Genomic DNA, 18,871 nt, shown 5'->3' with positions numbered 1-18,871 from the left:
CTTCCGGGTATTTAACGAACTAAAGCCTCTTCAATACACTGAAGAGGCTTTTTTTATCGGGCGGCACTGAATGCGTTACGGATAGGTCTCGCTCGGCTTATAGGGCTTCACATCCCCCGGACGGCGCGTTTTCAGCAGCTTCAGGATCCAGGTGTACTGTTCCGGATGCGGGCCAACAAAAATCTCCACCTCTTCGTTCATCCGGCGCGCGATGGTGTGGTCATCCGCCTCCAGCAGGTCATCCATCGGTGGGCGTACCAGAATCGTTAAGCGATGCGTTTTACCATCATAAACCGGGAACAGCGGCACGACGCGCGCGCGGCACACCTTCATCAAACGGCCAATCGCCGGCAGGGTCGCTTTATAGGTTGCGAAGAAATCGACAAATTCACTATGCTCCGGGCCATGATCCTGATCCGGTAGATAGTAGCCCCAATATCCCTGGCGCACCGATTGAATAAACGGTTTGATGCCGTCATTGCGCGCATGCAGACGCCCGCCAAAGCGACGACGCACGGTATTCCATACGTAATCGAACACCTTGTTGCCCTGATTGTGGAACATGGCGGCCATTTTCTGCCCCTGCGACGCCATCAGCATCGCCGGAATATCAACGCCCCAGCCGTGTGGCACGAGGAAAATGACGTTCTCACCCTTCTCGTGCATTTCGTCGATAATTTCTTTTCCCTGCCAGTCCACACGCGGCAAAATCTTCTTTGGCCCGCGAATAGCCAGTTCCGCCATCATCGCCATCGCCTGTGGGGCAGTGGTATACATACCATCAATGATTGACTCCACTTCCGCATCGCTCTTTTCCGGGAAGCAGTAGCGCAGATTGATTTGCGCCCGACGACGCGCACTTTTACCCAGACGCCCGGCCAGCCGACCCAATGAGCCCAGAAGCGGGTCGCGAACACGCGGCGGCAGACAAGCTACGCCAGCAAATGCCGCCACGCCGAGCCAGGCCCCCCAGTATTGCGGGTGGCGAAAAGACTTTTCAAATTCGGGGATAAATTCGTTACTCTTTTTGGTTGTTTCCATGCTTATTCCAGGATCGGGCGCTTCTGGTGCGAAACGCTTATCAATAGTTTAGCGAGGCGCACTGCTTCGTACAAAAGAAAAAGCCGGTGACATTCAGTACACCGGCTTTAAATGCGCAGTAATTAAGCGTAATTAATCAAAACGCAACTGCGGAAGTACCTGCTTAACCTGTGCCAGGTAATCGGTACGATCGGAACCGGTCAGCCCTTCGGTACGCGGCAGTTTTGCCGTCAACGGGTTAACGGCCTGCTGGTTAATCCATACTTCATAGTGCAGATGCGGCCCGGTCGAACGCCCGGTATTACCGGAAAGCGCAATACGGTCGCCACGTTTAACTTTCTGCCCTGGCTTAACGAGAATTTTACGCAGGTGCATATAACGGGTGGTGTAAGTCCGGCCGTGACGAATCGCCACATAGTAACCCGCCGCACCGCTGCGTTTAGCCATCACTACTTCACCATCGCCTACCGCCAGCACTGGCGTCCCCTGCGGCATCGCAAAATCGACGCCACGATGCGGCGCAACGCGGCCCGTTACCGGGTTCAGACGACGCGGGTTAAAGTTTGAAGAGACGCGGAACTGACGCGCGGTTGGAAAACGCAAGAACCCTTTAGCAAGACCGGTACCGTTGCGGTCATAGAACTTACCGTCCTCGGCGCGAATCGCGTAGTAATCTTTACCTTCGGTGCGGATACGAACGCCCACCAGTTGGCTCTGCTCGCGTTTGCCGTCCAGCATTTCGCGGGACATCAATACGGCAAATTCATCATCTTTTTTCAGCTTACGGAAGTCCATCTGCCACTGCATCGCTTTGATAACCGCACTGACTTCAGTACTGGTGAGGCCAGCATTACGCGCGCTGGTGACAAAGCTTCCGCCCACGGTGCCTTTCAGCAGACTGTTAACCCATTCACCTTGTTGCGTTTCGCTGCTCATTTTAAAGCCGTTGGCAACGCGGTCGTAAGTACGGGTTTCGCGGCGGGACATCTCCCAGGTAAGCTGCTGCAGATCGCCATCCGCCGTCAGCGACCAGGAAAGCTGCTGACCGATTTTCATGTTACGCAGGTCTTTATCCGCCGCCGCAAGGCGACTGATATCACCCATATCAATACCATACTGATTGAGGATGCTGCTGAGGGTATCGCCCGTTGAAACGACATACTCATGAGGGGTGTCGGTTTTTTCGTCCAGTTCATCCTGCGGAATAGCTTCATCTTCCTGCGCCGCCTGATCGATAGGCTCGCTGGCTTCCGGTAACAGGGAACGGATTTCGTTCTGCTCCAGCTCAATGGTGCGGACAATCGGGCTGGATGTTGGGTGATAAACGTATGGTCGCCATACGGCGACCGCCAAAGTCAGGACTGTCAACGACCCCAGCATAACGCGGTGGGGTCGCGGCAAATTGTTAAACGCCAGGGCGACAGAGCGGGCTATCTGTTGCACGTATCCACTTCCTCATTAATCTCCTTTCAGGCAGCTTGAGTATTGGTTCGCGAGTTGACGAAGGAACGTCGCGTAACTCTCTTTGCTCAATTGAATGTTCGTTCCCAGCGGATCTAACGTGCCCATACGCACAGAAGTTCCCCGGGCGACCGCTTCAACGACCGCTGGCCTGAACTGTGGCTCAGCAAAAACGCAGGTTGCTTTTTGCTCAACCAACTGTGTTCTAATCTGATGTAAACGCTGCGCACCGGGTTGGATTTCAGGGTTTACGGTAAAATGGCCGAGTGGCGTTAAACCGTACTGTTTTTCGTAATAGCCATAGGCGTCATGAAAAACGAAATACCCCTTCCCCTTCAGCGGTGCGAGCTCGTGACCAACCTGTTTATCGGCAGCGGCTAATTGTGCCTCAAAATCCTTCAGGTTGGCGTCGAGTTTGGCTCGACTCTGCGGCATAAGTTCCACTAATTTGTCATGGATTGCAACCGCTGACAGCCGCGCTATCTCTGGCGAAAGCCACAGATGCATGTTGTAGTCGCCGTGATGGTGATGTACGTCACCTTTTTCACTCTCATGGCCTGCATGAGCGTGGCCCTCATCATCGTCATGGTCGTCATCATCGCCCCCTTTCATGAGCAACGGTTTTACGCCTTCAAGCTGTGCAATAGTGACTTTATTTTTTTCAGAAATACTTTGTGTTGACTTATTCATAAACGCTTCCATCTCCGGGCCAACCCAGACAACTAAGTCCGCGTTTTGTAAGCGTTTTACATCGGATGGACGCAGTGAATAGTCATGCTCAGACGCACCGTCCGGCAGCAAAACCTGCGTTTCTGTGACGCCATCAGCGATAGCTGAAACGATAAATCCAATCGGTTTTAGAGAGGCGACAACAGCCGCGTCCGCGCGCTGAACGGCAGCACTGCTGAGCGCCAGCGATAATGCAGCGAAAAGAAGCGTATTTTTCTGTAACATAATGCGTCTGATAATCGTAATGAATGAAAGAGTTGTGATATTATAACATTCTCTTCCTTGTGCAACCCCTAATTGCTATGACGAATCTTGTAACTCTGGAAAATGTTTCGGTCTCATTCGGCCAACGCCGCGTGTTGTCTGACATATCACTGGCTCTGAAGCCGGGTCGCATTCTCACCCTCCTCGGCCCTAACGGTGCCGGGAAATCGACGCTGGTTCGCGTGGTGTTAGGCCTGATAGCACCCAATGAAGGCGTGATCAAGCGTGAGGGTAAATTGCGCATCGGTTATGTACCGCAGAAATTACACCTTGATGCAACGCTACCGCTGACCGTCGGGCGTTTTTTGCGCCTGCATCCGGCGACGCACAAAGCGGATATCCTCCCGGCGCTGAAACGCGTACAGGCCGGCCATCTGCTGAATGCGCCGATGCAAAAGCTTTCCGGCGGCGAAACTCAACGCGTTCTGCTGGCCCGCGCCCTGCTCAATAGCCCACAGTTGCTGGTGCTCGATGAACCAACCCAGGGCGTGGATGTGAATGGTCAGGTTGCGCTTTATGACCTTATCAATCAGTTGCGCCAGGAACTTGACTGCGCTGTGCTGATGGTTTCTCACGACCTGCATCTGGTGATGGCGAAGACCGATGAAGTGCTGTGCCTGAATCACCATATATGCTGTTCCGGCACGCCGGACGTTGTCTCCATGCACCCTGAATTTATCTCTATGTTCGGCCCACGCGGCGCAGAACAGCTCGGTATCTACCGCCATCAGCATAACCACCGCCACGATCTCCAGGGTCGTATTGTTTTGCGTCGGGGAAATGGTCACTCATGATTGAATTGTTATTGCCCGGCTGGCTTGCCGGGATGATGTTAGCTTGCGCCGCGGGCCCGTTAGGTTCGTTCGTTGTCTGGCGTCGGATGTCCTATTTTGGCGATACCCTGGCGCATGCGTCACTGCTCGGCGTCGCCTTTGGCCTGCTGCTGGATGTAAACCCTTTTTATGCGGTGATTGCGGTGACGCTGCTGTTAGCCGGCGGTCTGGTATGGCTGGAAAAACGCCCTCACCTGGCGGTGGATACGCTGCTGGGGATTATGGCGCATAGCGCGCTGTCGCTGGGTCTGGTCGTGGTCAGCCTGATGTCGAACATTCGCGTTGATCTGATGGCGTATTTGTTTGGTGACTTGCTGGCGGTGACGCCGGAAGATCTGGTTTCCATCGCCATTGGCGTGGTTATCGTGCTGGCGATCCTCTTCTGGCAGTGGCGTAACCTGCTGTCGATGACTATCAGCCCGGATCTGGCCTTTGTCGATGGCGTGAAGCTACAGCGCGTGAAACTGCTGTTGATGCTGGTGACAGCATTAACCATCGGCGTAGCAATGAAGTTTGTCGGTGCATTGATAATCACCTCATTGCTGATTATTCCCGCAGCAACGGCGCGCCGCTTTGCCCGCACACCTGAGCAGATGGCGGGAATTGCCGTGGCCGTTGGGATGATTGCCGTTACGGGTGGGCTGACCTTCTCAGCGTTTTACGACACGCCTGCGGGCCCGTCCGTCGTGTTATGCGCGGCAGCCTTGTTTATTTTCAGCATGATGAAGAAGCAGTCTCAGTGAAATGCCGGATGGCGCTGCGCTTCTCCGGCCTGCAGGAACGTGCGATTCCCCGGGTCGGATGTGCTTAGGGCATTTCCGGCGGCGTAATGCCGAAGTGATTCCACGCGCGAACCGTCGCCATACGCCCTCGCGGTGTACGCTGCAAAAAGCCCTGCTGAATCAGGTAGGGCTCAAGCACGTCTTCAATCGTTTCCCGCTCTTCACCAATCGCCGCCGCCAGGTTATCCAGGCCAACCGGGCCGCCGAAGAACTTGTCAATTACCGCCAGCAGCAGTTTGCGGTCCATATAGTCGAACCCTTCTGCATCTACGTTCAGCATATCCAGCGCCTGCGCGGCGATGTCTGCCGAAATGCTACCATCGTGTTTCACTTCCGCAAAATCACGGACGCGTCGCAACAGACGGTTTGCGATACGCGGCGTGCCCCGCGCCCGGCGCGCGACTTCCAGCGCACCTTCTTCGCTCATCTCCAGCCCCATATAGCGGGCACTGCGTCCCACAATGTGCTGTAAATCGGGAACCTGATAAAACTCCAGACGCTGCACAATACCGAAACGGTCGCGCAGCGGCGAGGTTAACGACCCCGCGCGGGTGGTCGCGCCAATCAGAGTAAACGGCGGCAGATCGATTTTGATTGAACGTGCCGCCGGGCCTTCGCCAATCATGATATCAAGCTGATAATCCTCCATCGCCGGATAGAGCACCTCTTCCACAACTGGCGAAAGACGGTGGATTTCATCGATAAACAGCACATCATGCGGTTCGAGGTTGGTCAGCATCGCTGCCAGATCGCCTGCCTTTTCCAGCACCGGGCCAGAAGTGGTACGCAGATTAACGCCCATCTCATTGGCGACAATGTTGGCAAGCGTCGTCTTACCGAGCCCTGGCGGGCCGAATATCAGCAGATGGTCGAGCGCATCTCCGCGCAGTTTCGCGGCCTGGATGAAAATCTCCATCTGCGATCGCACTTGCGGCTGGCCAATATACTCTTCCAGCAATTTGGGCCTGATGGCACGGTCGACGATGTCTTCCGGCAAGGTGCTTTCTGCACTAATCAGGCGGTCTGCTTCAATCATCCTCTACCTCACAGCGCAGCGCGTAACGCTTCGCGGATCAATGTTTCGCTATTGGCATCCGGACGCGCGATTTTGCTAATCATCCGGCTGGCTTCCTGAGGTTTATAGCCCAGCGCCACCAGAGCGGCAACCGCTTCCTGTTCGGCATCGTCCGTCGCCGGGCTTGCCGGAGAGGTAAGCACCAGATCGGCGGCTGGCGTAAACAGGTCGCCGTGCAGCCCCTTGAAGCGGTCTTTCATTTCGACAATCAGACGCTCGGCGGTTTTTTTACCGATACCCGGCAGTTTCACCAGCGCGGCAGGCTCTTCACGCTCAACGGCATTGACAAACTGCTGCGCCGACATGCCGGAGAGGATCGCGAGCGCCAGTTTGGGGCCTACCCCGTTGGTTTTAATCAGTTCTTTAAACAGGGTGCGTTCCTGTTTGTTGTTAAAGCCGTACAGCAACTGTGCATCTTCGCGCACCACAAAGTGGGTGAAGATGATGGCTTCCTGCCCCGCTTCCGGCAGCTCATAGAAGCAGGTCATCGGCATATGGACTTCATAGCCGACGCCGCCCGTCTCCAGCAGTACTAACGGGGGTTGTTTTTCGAGAATAATGCCTCTGAGTCTGCCTATCACATGACGCTCCTGCGTTAATGGCTCTGATACGAAGGTGTATCATAAAAAAACGCTGGATAGATATCCAGCGGAGGATGAAATTAAAATGCTTCGCCCGGCACGGGGGGCTAAAGGAAACGGCCGGCTTGCCCCTCCCCGGCGCGCTTTCAACCTGTGCAGAAGCAGGGAGAGAAGAGCAGATACGCAATATCAGTAATACCAGACCGCTTTAAGATAGTGATAATCGTCCCGCTTATAAATCGCGGTAAGTCGGCTACAGGAGTCACTTCTTTGGCAGGCAATCGTCCCCTGCTCGTTGATTTTCTTTGTGTCCAGTGAAACAAATTCCCCTTTTTGTGGGCCAGGTAATAATTTTATATGCTGGCTCTTTGAGCCTGAGTGAAAATAATAATAAACACCTGTCAAGGAGTAGCGATAGCGAGCAAATGAAACAAACATTTCCATATCAGGAATATACATTTTGCTATAAGGCAAGAACACTTCATTTGATTTGAACGGCAAAGGGCGCCGAAGTTTTCTTTCATCACTGAGTAAAAATAAATGCGAAGTCCAGTCGCGGTCGCCATCACAGATGTCATCATCAGTGATGGTGGTACATTCCAGCACCAGCGAAGGCGTCACCGGAAAACTACTCTGCACATAAGCAAAGACCCGCTGCAAATATTCGTCTTTGTCCTTATCAAAACTGTCGCAACTGCTTGCGTATTCATCATAATAATAATTTATATACCTGTTCAGGCGCATTAATTTTTGCTCATCACTGCCGCTCCCCTGCTTCACCCATCGTGCATATTGTTCATACTGTCGGCAGCTATCATCATTCGGTTCAATGGGATCAGCCATCGCGATCCGACTCACCAGCAGGAGCATCAGCGTAATAAAAAATGTTTCACTGTTATTTTTCACTGCACATCACCTGTGACTATCAATTGTTGGGGGAAAGGGCATATTTTTATCATCTGCTGGCGCCAACCCGTTATAATCAACGCATTAACCAGGTCGGATAGATCACCGGAAGGGTCATGATGAATTGCAAAAAACAGCCTGATTGTTCTGCGTTACGCTAATTTCAGCACTCACTGCGCTCTGGGTCGTTGCGGCTAATACATTCACAGCATAACTAAATAAAAGCCCAGGGATAACTTTAAAGAATTTATGTATAAAACAGTCCTTGTCATTATTCCGGTGCAATGCTAATTCTTTCTCATCAGGAAAGAAACAACCTCATTTATAGATGAATAATGGATTGAAATTATGGACATCAATTATCCTGTTAAATATGAAACCGGTGATATCGTATTTACCGCTATCGGTGCTCGCCTGTTTGGGCAAATCTCCACCGCCTCTCGGTGCTGGAGCAACCACGTAGGGATTATCATCGGGCACAATAGTGAAGATTATCTGGTGGCGGAAAGCCGCGTACCACTCTCAACGATCACCACGCTGTCGCGTTTTATTCAACGCTCCACCGGGCAGCGCTACGCCGTCCGCCGCCTGGCCGGAGGGTTAACGGCTGAACAGAAACTCGCCCTGGTTGAAAGGGTTCCTGGCCGCCTGCACAAACTCTATCACACCGGTTTTAAATATGACTCTGCGCGCCAGTTCTGCTCGAAGTTTGTCTTTGATATCTATAAAGAGGCGTTATGTATTCCGGTCGGGGAAATTGAAACGTTTGGTAATCTGCTGCACAGCAATCCTGGCGCAAAACTCACCTTCTGGAAGTTCTGGTTTTTGGGTTCAATTCCGTGGGAGCGTAAAACCGTCACGCCTGCCAGCCTGTGGCACCATCCGAATTTAGTGCTGATTGATGCAAAAGGGATAGAAACGCCTCAGCCAGAAATGGCTGAGGCGATATAACTAACGCAGTCGCCCTCTCGCCAGATTCAGCCGCGATTCACTCATTTGCATCGCATTCTGGCTGACATGGCAGTGGGTGATGGCAATCGCCAGCGCATCGGCGGCATCGGCCTGCGGGTTGGCGGGGAGTTTCAGCAAGGTGCGCACCATGTGCTGCACCTGGCTTTTTTCCGCGCTACCAATGCCGACGACAGTCTGCTTGACCTGACGGGCGGCATATTCGAACACCGGGAGATCCTGATTCACCGCCGCGACAATCGCCACGCCGCGCGCCTGCCCCAGCTTTAACGCGGAGTCGGCGTTCTTGGCCATAAAGACCTGCTCAATGGCAAAAAAATCAGGCTGAAACTGAGTGATGATTTCGCTAACGCCAGCGTAGATAAGCTTCAGACGGGACGGCAGGTCATCCACTTTGGTTCGAATGCAGCCGCTACCGAGATAGGTAAGCTGCCTGCCGACCTGGCGGATGACGCCGTAACCGGTGATGCGTGAGCCGGGGTCAATCCCGAGAATAATCGACAACACGCACCTCCGGCTGTTGAGTGAACGGCGCCATTACAGCGTCGCTGCTACCTCATCAGAGATCTCACCGTTATGGTAGACTTCCTGCACATCATCGCAGTCTTCCAGCATATCGATCAGACGCAGCAGTTTCGGCGCAGTTTCTGCATCCATGTCCGCTTTGGTCGACGGGATCATGGAAACTTCCGCTTCGTCGGCTTTCAGGCCGGCAGCTTCCAGCGCATCGCGTACTGCGCCCATCTCTTCCCATGCGGTATACACGTCGATCGCGCCATCGTCGTAGGTCACCACATCTTCAGCACCCGCTTCCAGCGCCGCTTCCATGATGGCGTCTTCGTCGCCTTTCTCGAAGGAGATCACGCCTTTTTTGCTGAACAGGTAAGCAACAGAACCGTCAGTACCCAGGTTACCACCGGTTTTAGTGAAGGCATGACGCACTTCAGCGACGGTACGGTTACGGTTGTCAGACAGACATTCCACCATCACCGCAGTACCGCCAGGGCCGTAACCTTCATAAATGATGGTTTCCATGTTTGCATCTTCGTCACCGCCGACGCCGCGCGCGATAGCACGGTTCAGAGTGTCACGCGTCATGTTGTTTGACAGCGCTTTATCAATCGCCGCACGAAGACGCGGGTTTGAGCCAGCGTCGCCGCCGCCCAGACGCGCAGCCGTTACCAGCTCGCGAATGATTTTGGTGAAGATTTTACCGCGCTTGGCATCCTGTGCCGCTTTGCGGTGTTTGGTGTTGGCCCATTTACTATGACCTGCCATAAATATTTCCTCGAAAAGCGCGCCTTCTCAGGCGGCGTTAATTACAAACTCTTCAATCGCCTGCCGGTTGCTCCACGACTTGGTTAATGCTGCGGCGTCCACAGCATCAACCCAGCGGTAGGTCAGATGTTCAGTGAACACGACCTCCCGTTCGTGAGGGAGCGCGAGGCAAAACCAGGACTCGGTATTGCGCATGACGCCCGGCGCATAGCGATGACGTAAATGACTAAAAATTTCAAACTCCACCGTGCGCTGACAATCCATAAGATTCAGACGCTCTGCGAACACATCAACAGAGACCTCTTCCTTTACTTCACGCGCGGCGGCCTGCGACGCGGTTTCCCCCTCTTCTACGCTGCCGGTTACCGACTGCCAGAAATCAGGATCGTCGCGCCGCTGTAGCATCAGCACCCGCTTCGTGTCCTCGGCGTAAATCACCACCAGAATCGAAACAGGGCGCTTGAATGGCATATTACTTGTTCTCCGCAGACTCTTTCGCTTCCTTCGCTACCACCTGAATGCTCAGTTCAGACAGCGCTGTCGGATTGGCGAAGCTTGGCGCTTCGGTCATCAGGCAGGCAGCCGCGGTGGTTTTCGGGAAGGCAATAACGTCACGGATGTTATCGGTGCCGGTCAGCAGCATGGTCAGACGGTCAAGGCCGAATGCCAGACCCGCATGCGGCGGCGTACCATATTTCAGGGCGTCGAGCAGGAAGCCGAATTTCTCGCGCTGTTCCTGTTCATTAATGCCCAGAATGCCAAACACGGTCTGCTGCATTTCGCCACGGTGGATACGCACGGAACCGCCGCCCACTTCATAGCCGTTGATGACCATATCGTAAGCATTGGCGACCGCGTCTTCCGGCGCCGCTTTCAGCTCGTCTGCAGTCATATCTTTCGGTGAAGTGAACGGATGGTGCATCGCGGTCAGGCCGCCTTCGCCGTCGTCTTCAAACATCGGGAAGTCGATAACCCACAGCGGCGCCCACATGGACTCATCGGTCAGATTCAGGTCTTTACCCAGTTTCAGACGCAGCGCGCCCAGCGCATCGGCAACCACTTTTTTGTTGTCCGCGCCGAAGAAGATCATATCGCCATCTTGCGCGCCGGTGCGCTCAAGAATCGCTTCGACGATGTCCGCATTCAGGAATTTCGCCACCGGGCTGTTGATGCCTTCAAGACCTTTCGCACGTTCGTTGACTTTAATATAGGCCAGACCTTTCGCGCCGTAGATCTTGACGAAGTTACCGTACTCGTCGATGAGCTTACGGGTGAGCGCCGCACCGCCAGGTACACGCAGCGCCGCCACGCGGCCTTTCGGATCGTTTGCCGGGCCGGCGAAGACCGCGAACTCAACGTCTTTCAGCAGGTCAGCAACGTCCACCAGCTCCATCGGGTTACGCAGATCCGGTTTATCGGAACCGTAACGGCGTTCAGCTTCGGCGAAGGTCATGACAGGGAAATCACCCAAATCGACGCCTTTAATTTCCAGCCACAACTGGCGGATCAGCGCTTCCATTATTTCACGCACCTGCGGCGCGGTCAGGAAGGACGTTTCCACATCGATCTGGGTAAATTCCGGCTGACGATCGGCACGCAGGTCTTCGTCACGGAAGCATTTCACTATCTGGTAATAGCGGTCAAAGCCGGACATCATCAGCAACTGTTTGAAAAGCTGCGGAGACTGCGGCAGCGCGTAGAATTTGCCTTTGTGTACACGAGACGGAACCAGATAGTCGCGCGCCCCTTCCGGCGTGGCTTTGGTCAGCATCGGGGTTTCGATATCGAGGAAACCGTGATCGTCCATAAAGCGACGCACGAAGCTGGTGATTTTGGCACGCGTTTTCAGGCGTTGCGCCATTTCCGGGCGACGCAGGTCAAGGTAGCGGTACTTCAGACGCGCTTCTTCGGTGTTAACGTGGTTTGAATCCAGCGGCAGCGATTCTGAACGGTTGATGATGGTCAGATCAGACGCAAGCACTTCGATTTCGCCGGTCGCCATGTCGGCGTTGACGTTTTTCCCGTCGCGCGCACGCACGGTGCCGGTAACCTGAATGCAGAACTCATTACGCAGTTCGGAGGCCAGCTTTAACGCATCCGCGCGATCCGGATCGAAAAACACCTGTACGATGCCTTCGCGGTCACGCATATCTATGAAGATAAGGCTACCGAGATCACGACGACGGTTGACCCAACCACACAGGGTCACTTGCTGCCCTACGTGGGACAGTCGTAGCTGTCCGCAATATTCTGTACGCATGAGATATCCCTTAACTTAGCCGCAGGCACAACTGTCGCAGCTTTTGCTGAATGTCACTACTGGATGAAAAAAGGGGGTTATTATACTGGAAATTCTCGCTGGCGATAAGCCCGCTGGGGTTTATCCGCGCGTTTGCTGAACGCTTATTGCGCAGACTCACAAAAATTAACAAAATATATCCCTGTTATAACCTGTCAGACGTCGTAAGGTATTGCTCTGTTTGCCTGTTCAGATGAGAAACGTGATGTTGAATTTAGATGCGCAAAAGACCGCACTGGTGATTATTGACCTCCAGGAGGGCATTCTGCCTTTCGCAGGTGGGCCGCATACGGCGAGCGATGTTGTCGCCCGCGCCGCCCATCTGGCGGAAAAGTGCCGTGCTGCGGGCTCTCCGGTGGTGATGGTGCGCGTCGGCTGGTCTGCTGATTTCGCCGAAGCGCTGAAACAACCCGTAGATACACAAGCAGGTGCGCATGCGCTGCCGGAAAACTGGTGGACGTATCCGCAGGCTCTGGGGAAAAAAGAGAGCGATATTGAAGTGATCAAGCGCCAGTGGGGCGCATTCTACGGCACCGATCTCGAATTACAGCTTCGCCGTCGCGGTATCGACACCATTATATTATGCGGGATCTCCACCAACATCGGTGTTGAATCTACCGCCCGTAACGCCTGGGAACTCGGCTTCAACCTGGTGATTGCCGAAGATGCGTGCAGCGCCGCCAGCACGGAGCAGCACCAGGGCAGCATGACGCATATTTTCCCGCGTATCGCCCGTATACGCAGCAGCGAAGAGATTGCACAAGCCCTATGATTTACGTTGGTCTGCCACAGTGGTCACATCCGAAATGGGGACGCCAGGGGATTAGCGGGCTGGAGGATTACGCCCGTTACTTCAACTGTGTCGAGGGCAATACCACCCTGTATGCCCTGCCAAAAGCTGAGATCGTGACGCGCTGGCGGGAGCAGACCCACGATAACTTTCGCTTCTGCTTTAAATTTCCCGCCACCATTTCGCACGAGGCTAAACTGCGCCACTGTGACGACCTGACGCACGAATTTTTCCAGCGAATGTCGCCGCTGGAAGATCGCATCGGGCAATACTGGTTGCAGTTGCCCGCGACGTTTAGTCCTCAGGATCTCCCCGGTCTGTGGGCCTTTCTCGACGGCCTGCCGAAAAACTTCACCTATGGCGTTGAAGTGCGTCACCCACAGTTTTTCGACAAGGGCGAGTATGAGCAGCAGTTAAATCGCGGGTTAATGGCACGCGGCGTCAATCGCACCATTCTCGATAGCCGCCCGGTACATGCTGCCGTGCCGCACAGTGAAGCGATAGTCGACGCGCAGCGGAAAAAACCAAAGGTGCCGGTACACGCCATCGTCACGGCCAAAAACCCGATGGTGCGTTTTATCGGTAGCGATAATATGCTGCAGAATCAGGAGCTTTTCGCCCCCTGGCTAAATAAACTGCCCGTCTGGACTGAGACAACAACGCCCTACCTGTTCCTGCATACGCCTGATATAGCGCAAGCGCTGGAACTGGTTAACGCCCTCTGGCAAACGTTGCAAACCGCCCTGCCGGAAGTGGGTTCTGCGCCCGCGCTTCCACAACAATCTTCTCTTTTTTGATAATCCTACCTATCATAGTGGATGCCATCTACCAGCCTAAAAGGGAGTTTGTATGGTAAGTGCGCTTTATGCCGTACTGGCCGCACTCTTGTTGATCAAGTTTTCCTTCGACGTTGTCCGTCTGCGTATGCAATACCGCGTAGCTTACGGCGACGGCGGTTTTAGCGAGCTGCAGAGTGCCATCCGCATCCATGGTAATGCAGTAGAGTACATCCCTATCGGTGTAATTTTATTGCTGTTTATGGAAATGAACGGTGCGGAAACCTGGATGGTTCATCTGTGCGGCATTCTGCTGTTGGCGGGTCGTCTGATGCACTATTACGGTTTTCATCATCGCCTCTTCCGCTGGCGCCGCTCTGGTATGAGCGCTACCTATATTTCGCTGTTGCTGATGGTGCTGGCTAATCTCTGGTATATGCCGTGGGAGTTGGTTTTCTCACTCCGTTAGCGCACAATACGCCGTTTTCGTTTTTTCGGATTTTACGTTATGTCTCACCGCGACACGCTTTTTTCTGCGCCAATTGCCCGTCTCGGCGACTGGACCTTTGATGAACGGGTAGCCGAAGTCTTCCCGGATATGATCCAACGTTCCGTCCCAGGCTACTCCAATATCATCTCGATGATCGGTATGCTGGCGGAACGTTTTGTGCAGCCTGCCACGCAGGTCTACGATCTCGGCTGTTCGCTGGGTGCGGCAACGCTCTCCATTCGCCGTAATATTGCCCATGAGAGCAGTAAAATTATCGCCGTGGATAACTCGCCGGCGATGGTCGAACGTTGCCGCCGCCACATTGATGCGTATAAAGCGCCGACGCCGGTTGAGGTATTAGAAGGGGATATTCGCGATATTGAAATTGAGAATGCCTCAATGGTGGTGCTCAATTTTACGCTGCAATTCCTCGAGCCAGCGGAACGCCAGGCGCTGCTTAACAAAATCTATAAAGGCCTGAACCCCGGCGGCGCACTGGTGCTGTCGGAAAAATTCAGCTTTGAAGATGCCACCGTTGGCGAACTGTTGTTCAACATGCATCACGACTTTAAACGCGCTAACGGTTACAGCGAACTGGAAATCAGCCAGAAGCGCAGCATGCTGGAAAACGTCATGCTGACCGACTCCGTCGAAACCCATAAAGCACGTCTGAGCCAGGCTGGTTTTGAGCACAGTGAACTGTGGTTCCAGTGTTTCAACTTCGGCTCTCTGGTGGCACTAAAAGCGGGAGCGGCAGCATGATTGAGTTCGGCAACTTCTATCAGCTTATTGCCAAAAATCACCTCGCCCACTGGCTGGAAACCCTGCCTGCGCAGATTGCCGCCTGGCAGCGCGATCAGCATGGTCTGTTTAAGCAGTGGTCAAACGCCGTCGAGTTTCTGCCGGAAATCACCCCGTGGAAACTCGACCTGCTGCACAGCGTAACCGCCGAGAGTGAAACGCCGCTCAGCGACGGGCAACGCAAACGCATTGACACGTTAATGCGTAACCTGATGCCGTGGCGCAAAGGCCCATACTCTCTGTATGACGTGAACATTGACACGGAGTGGCGTTCTGACTGGAAATGGGAGCGCGTACTGCCGCATCTTTCCGACCTGACCGGGCGCACGATCCTCGACGTGGGCTGCGGCAGCGGCTACCACATGTGGCGAATGATTGGCGCGGGCGCGCATCTGGCTGTTGGTATCGACCCGACGCAGTTGTTCCTGTGTCAGTTCGAAGCGGTACGCAAACTGCTGGGTAATGACCAGCGCGCGCATCTGCTGCCGCTCGGCATTGAGCAACTTCCGGCTCTGAAAGCTTTTGATACGGTGTTCTCAATGGGGGTGCTGTACCATCGTCGCTCGCCGCTTGAACATCTCTGGCAGTTGAAAGATCAACTGGTGAACGAAGGGGAACTGGTGCTGGAAACGCTGGTTATTGAAGGCGACGAAAATAGCGTGCTGGTGCCCGGCGATCGCTATGCGCAAATGCGTAACGTCTATTTTATTCCCTCCGCGCCGGCGTTAAAAAACTGGCTGGAAAAGTGTGGTTTTGTCGATGTGCGTATCGTTGATATGTCCGTCACCTCTACTGAAGAGCAGCGACGTACCGAATGGATGGTTACGGAATCGCTGGCTGACTTCCTCGACCCGAATGACCCGAGCAAAACCGTAGAAGGTTATCCTGCCCCGCTGCGCGCGGTGTTGATTGCCAAAAAGCCTTAATTCCGCCGCAACGTATAATGGCGCTTCGCATCCCAGGCGTTGCGCCGTTACTCTCCATACAACCTGATGCTGAGAATGTTGGAAACAGACCTGCCGTTCCAGTGATATTCCAGGTGCTCCGTCTGAAGGATCTTCGTCACCAGGCAAGGGCGATACAAGACATAACAGCTATGTCCGGCATGGCGAACCGAGCAATAGTGGATCCCGTCCACTTTTTGCGCCTTCTGCTGCTGCGCGAAAACCTTCGACTGGCTGTAGTCAGTGGCATGGTAAATCGAAGAAGAGAGAAAAGGCTCCTGCGTAATATCAGCTAACGTGGCATCAAACTCAGTATAAAGCACCCGCATCTGTACTTTTTGCGCAGGTTCGTTGGTATAGCCAAAAATGCGTTCCTGGTGGTATACCGTCTCTTTCACCGCCGTATCAAGCTGCGGCGCGCAGTAATAGCCGCCAAAATCCCCCGTCGTAAAGCGTGCCCCTTCCGGATTCACATGCGTAAAGGCTGCCATCACATAACTGCAACCAGGCAGCCCGACGAGCCAGTCTTCTTTCGGCACCCGCGACAGGCTCCCCACCTGCTCCTGTAACCGTTCATTGGTGATGGCTTCAACAGCCCACACGGCTTCTAATTCATCGCTGCTCGCGACATCTTCAAACAAATCAATGGTGGGATAACGGCTGGGGATAATGCGATAAGCCGATGCCCCCTTAAAGGCCTTCAGAACCGGAGCGTCATTATTCAAGCCATTCCCCCTCTCCAGGCCTGCAGACGCGTGGCGACCTCGTAGAGATCCGCCACGCGGCCGCCGTTCATCACCTCCATTGCCGATCGCCCGGCAAAGAAGGGATGATTATTCGGTTTGCGCACCCAGCCATAAATGCTGTCATCTGCGGTGAACAATACGCGCAGGCACTTATGGATGTTAAGGATATAACTCATCCGCTCGAGCGTATCCGCACTCAAACGAATACCGCCACTCACTTCTTTATATTTGTTCAATGTTGAACGTGAACTAATACCAAGCAGTCTTAATTGTTCATCTGTGCTGCATTGCCATTTATCCAGAATACGGAAGACAACGGGCAGCGCTTTACTGGTATCAACCGCATTATTTTCCTGATTCTTGTGCACGGTTGCCATATCTCCCCCTCAGCAAGTTAGTTTTAATGAATGCTTATATACAGACAATAATAATCCATACGTACATTTATGTACATTGTCGAATCTTACTGCATCACGCATAAAAAAAGGCCCCTGTTGAATTGGCAGGGGCCTGGTACAAGCAAACATCATATTGGGCGACATGATGCGCGGTAAAAATCAGTTATTCGGCGCGGCGCGCGATAATCGCCTTCATTTGCGCAACGGCGGCGGCATCGACGGCATAGCGCGAGTATTCATCCGCGTCCGGGTCAGTTGACATGGAGAGACCCGGGTTACGGTAACGCATTGCCGACGGGATCCACTTCCCGGCAGAGCTGTGAACTTCCTTCACACCTGCCTCAAGAAACAGTTCAAGGTTGCTGGCCCTGACTCCTGCCCCCGCCATAATGATTGGAGCACCAGCATGAGCAATAAGTTCCCGAATTAATGAAAGACCTTTTTCGGCCGACGCTTTTTGCCCGGACGTCAATACTCTGGCAACGCCCAATTCCGCTAATGTTTCAAAAGCTTCCAGTGGATTCGCACACATATCAAACGCGCGGTGAAAAGTGACGGCCAGCGGGCCGGCTGCCGTCATAATTTGCTGCATCCGTGTTTTATCCACGTTGCCGTCGGCATCCAGTACGCCGATCACAAGGCCGGGATAACCCAGTTCGCGAACCGTGCGCACGTCGTCCAGCATTGCCAGAAACTCCCCCTCGGTGTAACAAAAATCACCGCCACGCGGGCGAATGATAGGATGCACCGGTATCGACACCCGCTCGCGCGTCGATTTCAACACTCCGTATGAGGGCGTAAGCCCGCCTTCCAGCGGGGCGGCGCAAAGCTCGATGCGATCGGCTCCGCTGCGTTCTGCGCTTTCCGCGCACTCCATGCTGTAACAGCAAATCTCCAGCACTGTCATTCGATTCTCCAAAACACGAAACTGGGCGGATCATGCCACGGTTAGCCTGTGCAGACCCCGCGCCACTTCACATTGTTACACAGCCTGTTCGCTGGCAACGATCGCTTCTATTGTCCACGGATGAAATTTGATGGTCACGTTACCATCCGTCACGGCAAGCGTCGGGTTCGGCAGGCGCTCTTTCTCCCCTTTCGGCGAGCTGGTTTTGACGAAAATCCCCGGCTGGCTTAGCCCCTCGTCGCTCAGCAACGCCAGCGCTCGCGCATTAAGGGTTTCAGGAGAGCCCGGCAGCACAATTTCGATATGCTCCCATCCTTCGTGCGGATAGCGTTTTTCCCCCGGCCATGGCAGTTCGACCACGCTAAATTGCCAGTGCGCCACACAGACCGGCTCGCGTAGCCTGAAAAGACAAATGGGTCGCCCGTTAATAATATTCTCAGAAAGCAGCTCGCCACACTGCTCCAGCCCGCGTCGCCAGCGTTCAGCAGTGGCATTCTGATGGCAACGCAGCGAAATATGATCGGCGTCGAGCGGGGCAATATCTAACCCCAGGCGAGTGGAAAGCTCGGTTAATGCCTGAACGAAACGCGGGAGATCCGCAGAAATATCACTCAATGCCTCAATTGACTGCCAGTTTGCCATTTTCCACTCCTGTTTTTCATGAAGGCGCTAATCTACCCTGTTGTCTGCGCTGAACCAATACTGACTATGTTATGAATGGTCATTCATTAATCGGGCGGGTAGTTCGGGTGGTCGTAACGCGTCCCTGATGCTGACGCCATCAGGCAAATGAAGTATACT

The 18,871-nt window shown here is 53.9% G+C and carries 22 protein-coding genes; 8 read left to right on the top strand and 14 right to left on the bottom strand.

What is annotated here, in order from left to right:
- Positions 1-75 precede the first annotated feature (75 nt).
- The 3 genes from lpxM to znuA all read right to left on the bottom strand — a co-directional run bounded on the left by lpxM (position 76) and on the right by znuA (position 3,456).
- Positions 76-1,041, bottom strand: coding sequence for a lauroyl-Kdo(2)-lipid IV(A) myristoyltransferase (gene lpxM / locus VSR74_RS00415; protein WP_347792868.1), 966 nt, complete (start codon positions 1,039-1,041; stop codon positions 76-78).
- 132 nt (positions 1,042-1,173) lie between these two features.
- Positions 1,174-2,484: a murein DD-endopeptidase MepM gene (gene mepM, locus VSR74_RS00410; RefSeq protein WP_347792867.1), complete on the bottom strand. Its 1,311-nt coding sequence runs from the start codon at positions 2,482-2,484 to the stop codon at positions 1,174-1,176.
- Between the two features lie 15 nt (positions 2,485-2,499).
- Positions 2,500-3,456 carry a zinc ABC transporter substrate-binding protein ZnuA gene (znuA, locus tag VSR74_RS00405; RefSeq protein ID WP_347792866.1) on the bottom strand — a complete coding sequence of 319 codons (957 nt, stop codon included), beginning with the start codon at positions 3,454-3,456 and terminating at the stop codon, positions 2,500-2,502.
- Between the two features lie 77 nt (positions 3,457-3,533).
- On the opposite strand from znuA, the gene znuC reads away from it, so the two are divergent.
- Together znuC and znuB are read left to right on the top strand one after the other, a co-directional pair.
- Positions 3,534-4,289, top strand: coding sequence for a zinc ABC transporter ATP-binding protein ZnuC (gene znuC / locus VSR74_RS00400; RefSeq protein WP_347792865.1), 756 nt, complete (start codon positions 3,534-3,536; stop codon positions 4,287-4,289).
- Entirely contained in the window at positions 4,286-5,071 is a 786-nt protein-coding gene (gene znuB, locus VSR74_RS00395; protein ID WP_347792864.1) for a zinc ABC transporter permease subunit ZnuB, read from the top strand. Before znuC ends, znuB begins: the two co-directional genes overlap by 4 nt.
- 64 nt (positions 5,072-5,135) lie before the next feature.
- Here znuB and ruvB read toward each other — a convergent pair whose 3' ends face one another.
- From ruvB to VSR74_RS00380, 3 genes are all read right to left on the bottom strand, one after another.
- On the bottom strand, positions 5,136-6,146 hold the full coding sequence (gene ruvB, locus VSR74_RS00390; protein ID WP_347792863.1) for a Holliday junction branch migration DNA helicase RuvB: 1,011 nt from the start codon (positions 6,144-6,146) through the stop codon (positions 5,136-5,138).
- Between the two features lie 8 nt (positions 6,147-6,154).
- A complete protein-coding gene (ruvA, locus tag VSR74_RS00385) occupies positions 6,155-6,766 on the bottom strand; it encodes a Holliday junction branch migration protein RuvA (protein ID WP_347792862.1) in 612 nt (203 codons plus the stop codon).
- Positions 6,767-6,955: 189 nt separating this feature from the next.
- On the bottom strand, positions 6,956-7,672 hold the full coding sequence (locus tag VSR74_RS00380) for a hypothetical protein (protein WP_347792861.1): 717 nt from the start codon (positions 7,670-7,672) through the stop codon (positions 6,956-6,958).
- A gap of 348 nt (positions 7,673-8,020) precedes the next feature.
- Between VSR74_RS00380 and VSR74_RS00375 the strand changes: the two genes are divergently transcribed.
- On the top strand, positions 8,021-8,623 hold the full coding sequence (locus VSR74_RS00375; RefSeq protein ID WP_347792860.1) for a YebB family permuted papain-like enzyme: 603 nt from the start codon (positions 8,021-8,023) through the stop codon (positions 8,621-8,623).
- Here VSR74_RS00375 and ruvC read toward each other — a convergent pair whose 3' ends face one another.
- The 4 genes from ruvC to aspS are packed head-to-tail and all read right to left on the bottom strand — an operon-like array spanning position 8,624 to position 12,179.
- Positions 8,624-9,145: a crossover junction endodeoxyribonuclease RuvC gene (ruvC, locus tag VSR74_RS00370; protein ID WP_015964021.1), complete on the bottom strand. Its 522-nt coding sequence runs from the start codon at positions 9,143-9,145 to the stop codon at positions 8,624-8,626.
- A 33-nt stretch (positions 9,146-9,178) separates the two neighbouring features.
- Complete coding sequence (locus VSR74_RS00365) at positions 9,179-9,919, bottom strand: YebC/PmpR family DNA-binding transcriptional regulator (protein ID WP_347792859.1); 741 nt, start codon at positions 9,917-9,919, stop codon at positions 9,179-9,181.
- 27 nt (positions 9,920-9,946) lie between these two features.
- Positions 9,947-10,390: a dihydroneopterin triphosphate diphosphatase gene (gene nudB, locus VSR74_RS00360; RefSeq protein WP_347792858.1), complete on the bottom strand. Its 444-nt coding sequence runs from the start codon at positions 10,388-10,390 to the stop codon at positions 9,947-9,949.
- A 1-nt stretch (position 10,391) separates the two neighbouring features.
- Positions 10,392-12,179: an aspartate--tRNA ligase gene (gene aspS / locus VSR74_RS00355; RefSeq protein ID WP_347792857.1), complete on the bottom strand. Its 1,788-nt coding sequence runs from the start codon at positions 12,177-12,179 to the stop codon at positions 10,392-10,394.
- A 244-nt stretch (positions 12,180-12,423) separates the two neighbouring features.
- Here aspS and VSR74_RS00350 point away from each other — a divergent pair, with 244 nt between their 5' ends.
- From VSR74_RS00350 to cmoB, 5 genes are read left to right on the top strand one after another with little or no spacing between them, the layout of a single operon-like run.
- On the top strand, positions 12,424-12,990 hold the full coding sequence (locus tag VSR74_RS00350; protein ID WP_347792856.1) for a hydrolase: 567 nt from the start codon (positions 12,424-12,426) through the stop codon (positions 12,988-12,990).
- A complete protein-coding gene (locus VSR74_RS00345; protein ID WP_347792855.1) occupies positions 12,987-13,805 on the top strand; it encodes a DUF72 domain-containing protein in 819 nt (272 codons plus the stop codon). The genes VSR74_RS00350 and VSR74_RS00345 overlap by 4 nt, the downstream gene beginning before the upstream one ends.
- Positions 13,806-13,857: 52 nt before the next feature.
- The gene (locus VSR74_RS00340; protein WP_347792854.1) at positions 13,858-14,253 is read left to right on the top strand and encodes an MAPEG family protein; all 396 of its coding nucleotides are present in this window, start codon (positions 13,858-13,860) and stop codon (positions 14,251-14,253) included.
- Between the two features lie 39 nt (positions 14,254-14,292).
- Positions 14,293-15,036, top strand: coding sequence for a carboxy-S-adenosyl-L-methionine synthase CmoA (cmoA, locus tag VSR74_RS00335; protein ID WP_347792853.1), 744 nt, complete (start codon positions 14,293-14,295; stop codon positions 15,034-15,036).
- Positions 15,033-16,001, top strand: a complete 969-nt coding sequence (gene cmoB, locus VSR74_RS00330) for a tRNA 5-methoxyuridine(34)/uridine 5-oxyacetic acid(34) synthase CmoB (protein ID WP_347792852.1) — start codon at positions 15,033-15,035, stop codon at positions 15,999-16,001. The genes cmoA and cmoB overlap by 4 nt, the downstream gene beginning before the upstream one ends.
- A gap of 47 nt (positions 16,002-16,048) precedes the next feature.
- On the opposite strand, the gene VSR74_RS00325 is transcribed toward cmoB, so the two are convergent.
- The 4 genes from VSR74_RS00325 to VSR74_RS00310 all read right to left on the bottom strand — a co-directional run bounded on the left by VSR74_RS00325 (position 16,049) and on the right by VSR74_RS00310 (position 18,712).
- A complete protein-coding gene (locus VSR74_RS00325; RefSeq protein ID WP_347792851.1) occupies positions 16,049-16,744 on the bottom strand; it encodes an RES family NAD+ phosphorylase in 696 nt (231 codons plus the stop codon).
- A complete protein-coding gene (locus VSR74_RS00320) occupies positions 16,741-17,142 on the bottom strand; it encodes an MbcA/ParS/Xre antitoxin family protein (protein WP_347792850.1) in 402 nt (133 codons plus the stop codon). Before VSR74_RS00320 ends, VSR74_RS00325 begins: the two co-directional genes overlap by 4 nt.
- A gap of 184 nt (positions 17,143-17,326) precedes the next feature.
- Positions 17,327-18,070, bottom strand: coding sequence for a copper homeostasis protein CutC (cutC, locus tag VSR74_RS00315; protein WP_347792849.1), 744 nt, complete (start codon positions 18,068-18,070; stop codon positions 17,327-17,329).
- Between the two features lie 75 nt (positions 18,071-18,145).
- A complete protein-coding gene (locus VSR74_RS00310) occupies positions 18,146-18,712 on the bottom strand; it encodes a VOC family protein (RefSeq protein WP_347792848.1) in 567 nt (188 codons plus the stop codon).
- Between the last annotated feature and the right edge of the window lie 159 nt (positions 18,713-18,871).

This window comes from Pseudocitrobacter cyperus (genome assembly GCF_039889165.1).
Classification (GTDB): Bacteria; Pseudomonadota; Gammaproteobacteria; order Enterobacterales; family Enterobacteriaceae; genus Pseudocitrobacter; species Pseudocitrobacter cyperus.
The sequence above is the reverse complement of the archived record's forward strand: the minus strand, read 5'-3'. Positions and strand labels throughout refer to the sequence as shown.

What these genes read in the sequence shown, in the direction of transcription:
- lpxM (WP_347792868.1), bottom strand. Translation starts at nt 1,041, where the DNA reads ATGGAAACAACCAAAAAGAGTAACGAATTTATCCCCGAATTTGAAAAG.
- znuA (WP_347792866.1), bottom strand. Translation starts at nt 3,456, where the DNA reads ATGTTACAGAAAAATACGCTTCTTTTCGCTGCATTATCGCTGGCGCTC.
- znuC (WP_347792865.1), top strand. Translation starts at nt 3,534, where the DNA reads ATGACGAATCTTGTAACTCTGGAAAATGTTTCGGTCTCATTCGGCCAA.
- znuB (WP_347792864.1), top strand. Translation starts at nt 4,286, where the DNA reads ATGATTGAATTGTTATTGCCCGGCTGGCTTGCCGGGATGATGTTAGCT.
- ruvB (WP_347792863.1), bottom strand. Translation starts at nt 6,146, where the DNA reads ATGATTGAAGCAGACCGCCTGATTAGTGCAGAAAGCACCTTGCCGGAA.
- VSR74_RS00375 (WP_347792860.1), top strand. Translation starts at nt 8,021, where the DNA reads ATGGACATCAATTATCCTGTTAAATATGAAACCGGTGATATCGTATTT.
- VSR74_RS00365 (WP_347792859.1), bottom strand. Translation starts at nt 9,919, where the DNA reads ATGGCAGGTCATAGTAAATGGGCCAACACCAAACACCGCAAAGCGGCA.
- nudB (WP_347792858.1), bottom strand. Translation starts at nt 10,390, where the DNA reads ATGCCATTCAAGCGCCCTGTTTCGATTCTGGTGGTGATTTACGCCGAG.
- aspS (WP_347792857.1), bottom strand. Translation starts at nt 12,179, where the DNA reads ATGCGTACAGAATATTGCGGACAGCTACGACTGTCCCACGTAGGGCAG.
- VSR74_RS00350 (WP_347792856.1), top strand. Translation starts at nt 12,424, where the DNA reads ATGTTGAATTTAGATGCGCAAAAGACCGCACTGGTGATTATTGACCTC.
- VSR74_RS00345 (WP_347792855.1), top strand. Translation starts at nt 12,987, where the DNA reads ATGATTTACGTTGGTCTGCCACAGTGGTCACATCCGAAATGGGGACGC.
- VSR74_RS00340 (WP_347792854.1), top strand. Translation starts at nt 13,858, where the DNA reads ATGGTAAGTGCGCTTTATGCCGTACTGGCCGCACTCTTGTTGATCAAG.
- cmoA (WP_347792853.1), top strand. Translation starts at nt 14,293, where the DNA reads ATGTCTCACCGCGACACGCTTTTTTCTGCGCCAATTGCCCGTCTCGGC.
- cmoB (WP_347792852.1), top strand. Translation starts at nt 15,033, where the DNA reads ATGATTGAGTTCGGCAACTTCTATCAGCTTATTGCCAAAAATCACCTC.
- VSR74_RS00320 (WP_347792850.1), bottom strand. Translation starts at nt 17,142, where the DNA reads ATGGCAACCGTGCACAAGAATCAGGAAAATAATGCGGTTGATACCAGT.
- cutC (WP_347792849.1), bottom strand. Translation starts at nt 18,070, where the DNA reads ATGACAGTGCTGGAGATTTGCTGTTACAGCATGGAGTGCGCGGAAAGC.
- VSR74_RS00310 (WP_347792848.1), bottom strand. Translation starts at nt 18,712, where the DNA reads ATGGCAAACTGGCAGTCAATTGAGGCATTGAGTGATATTTCTGCGGAT.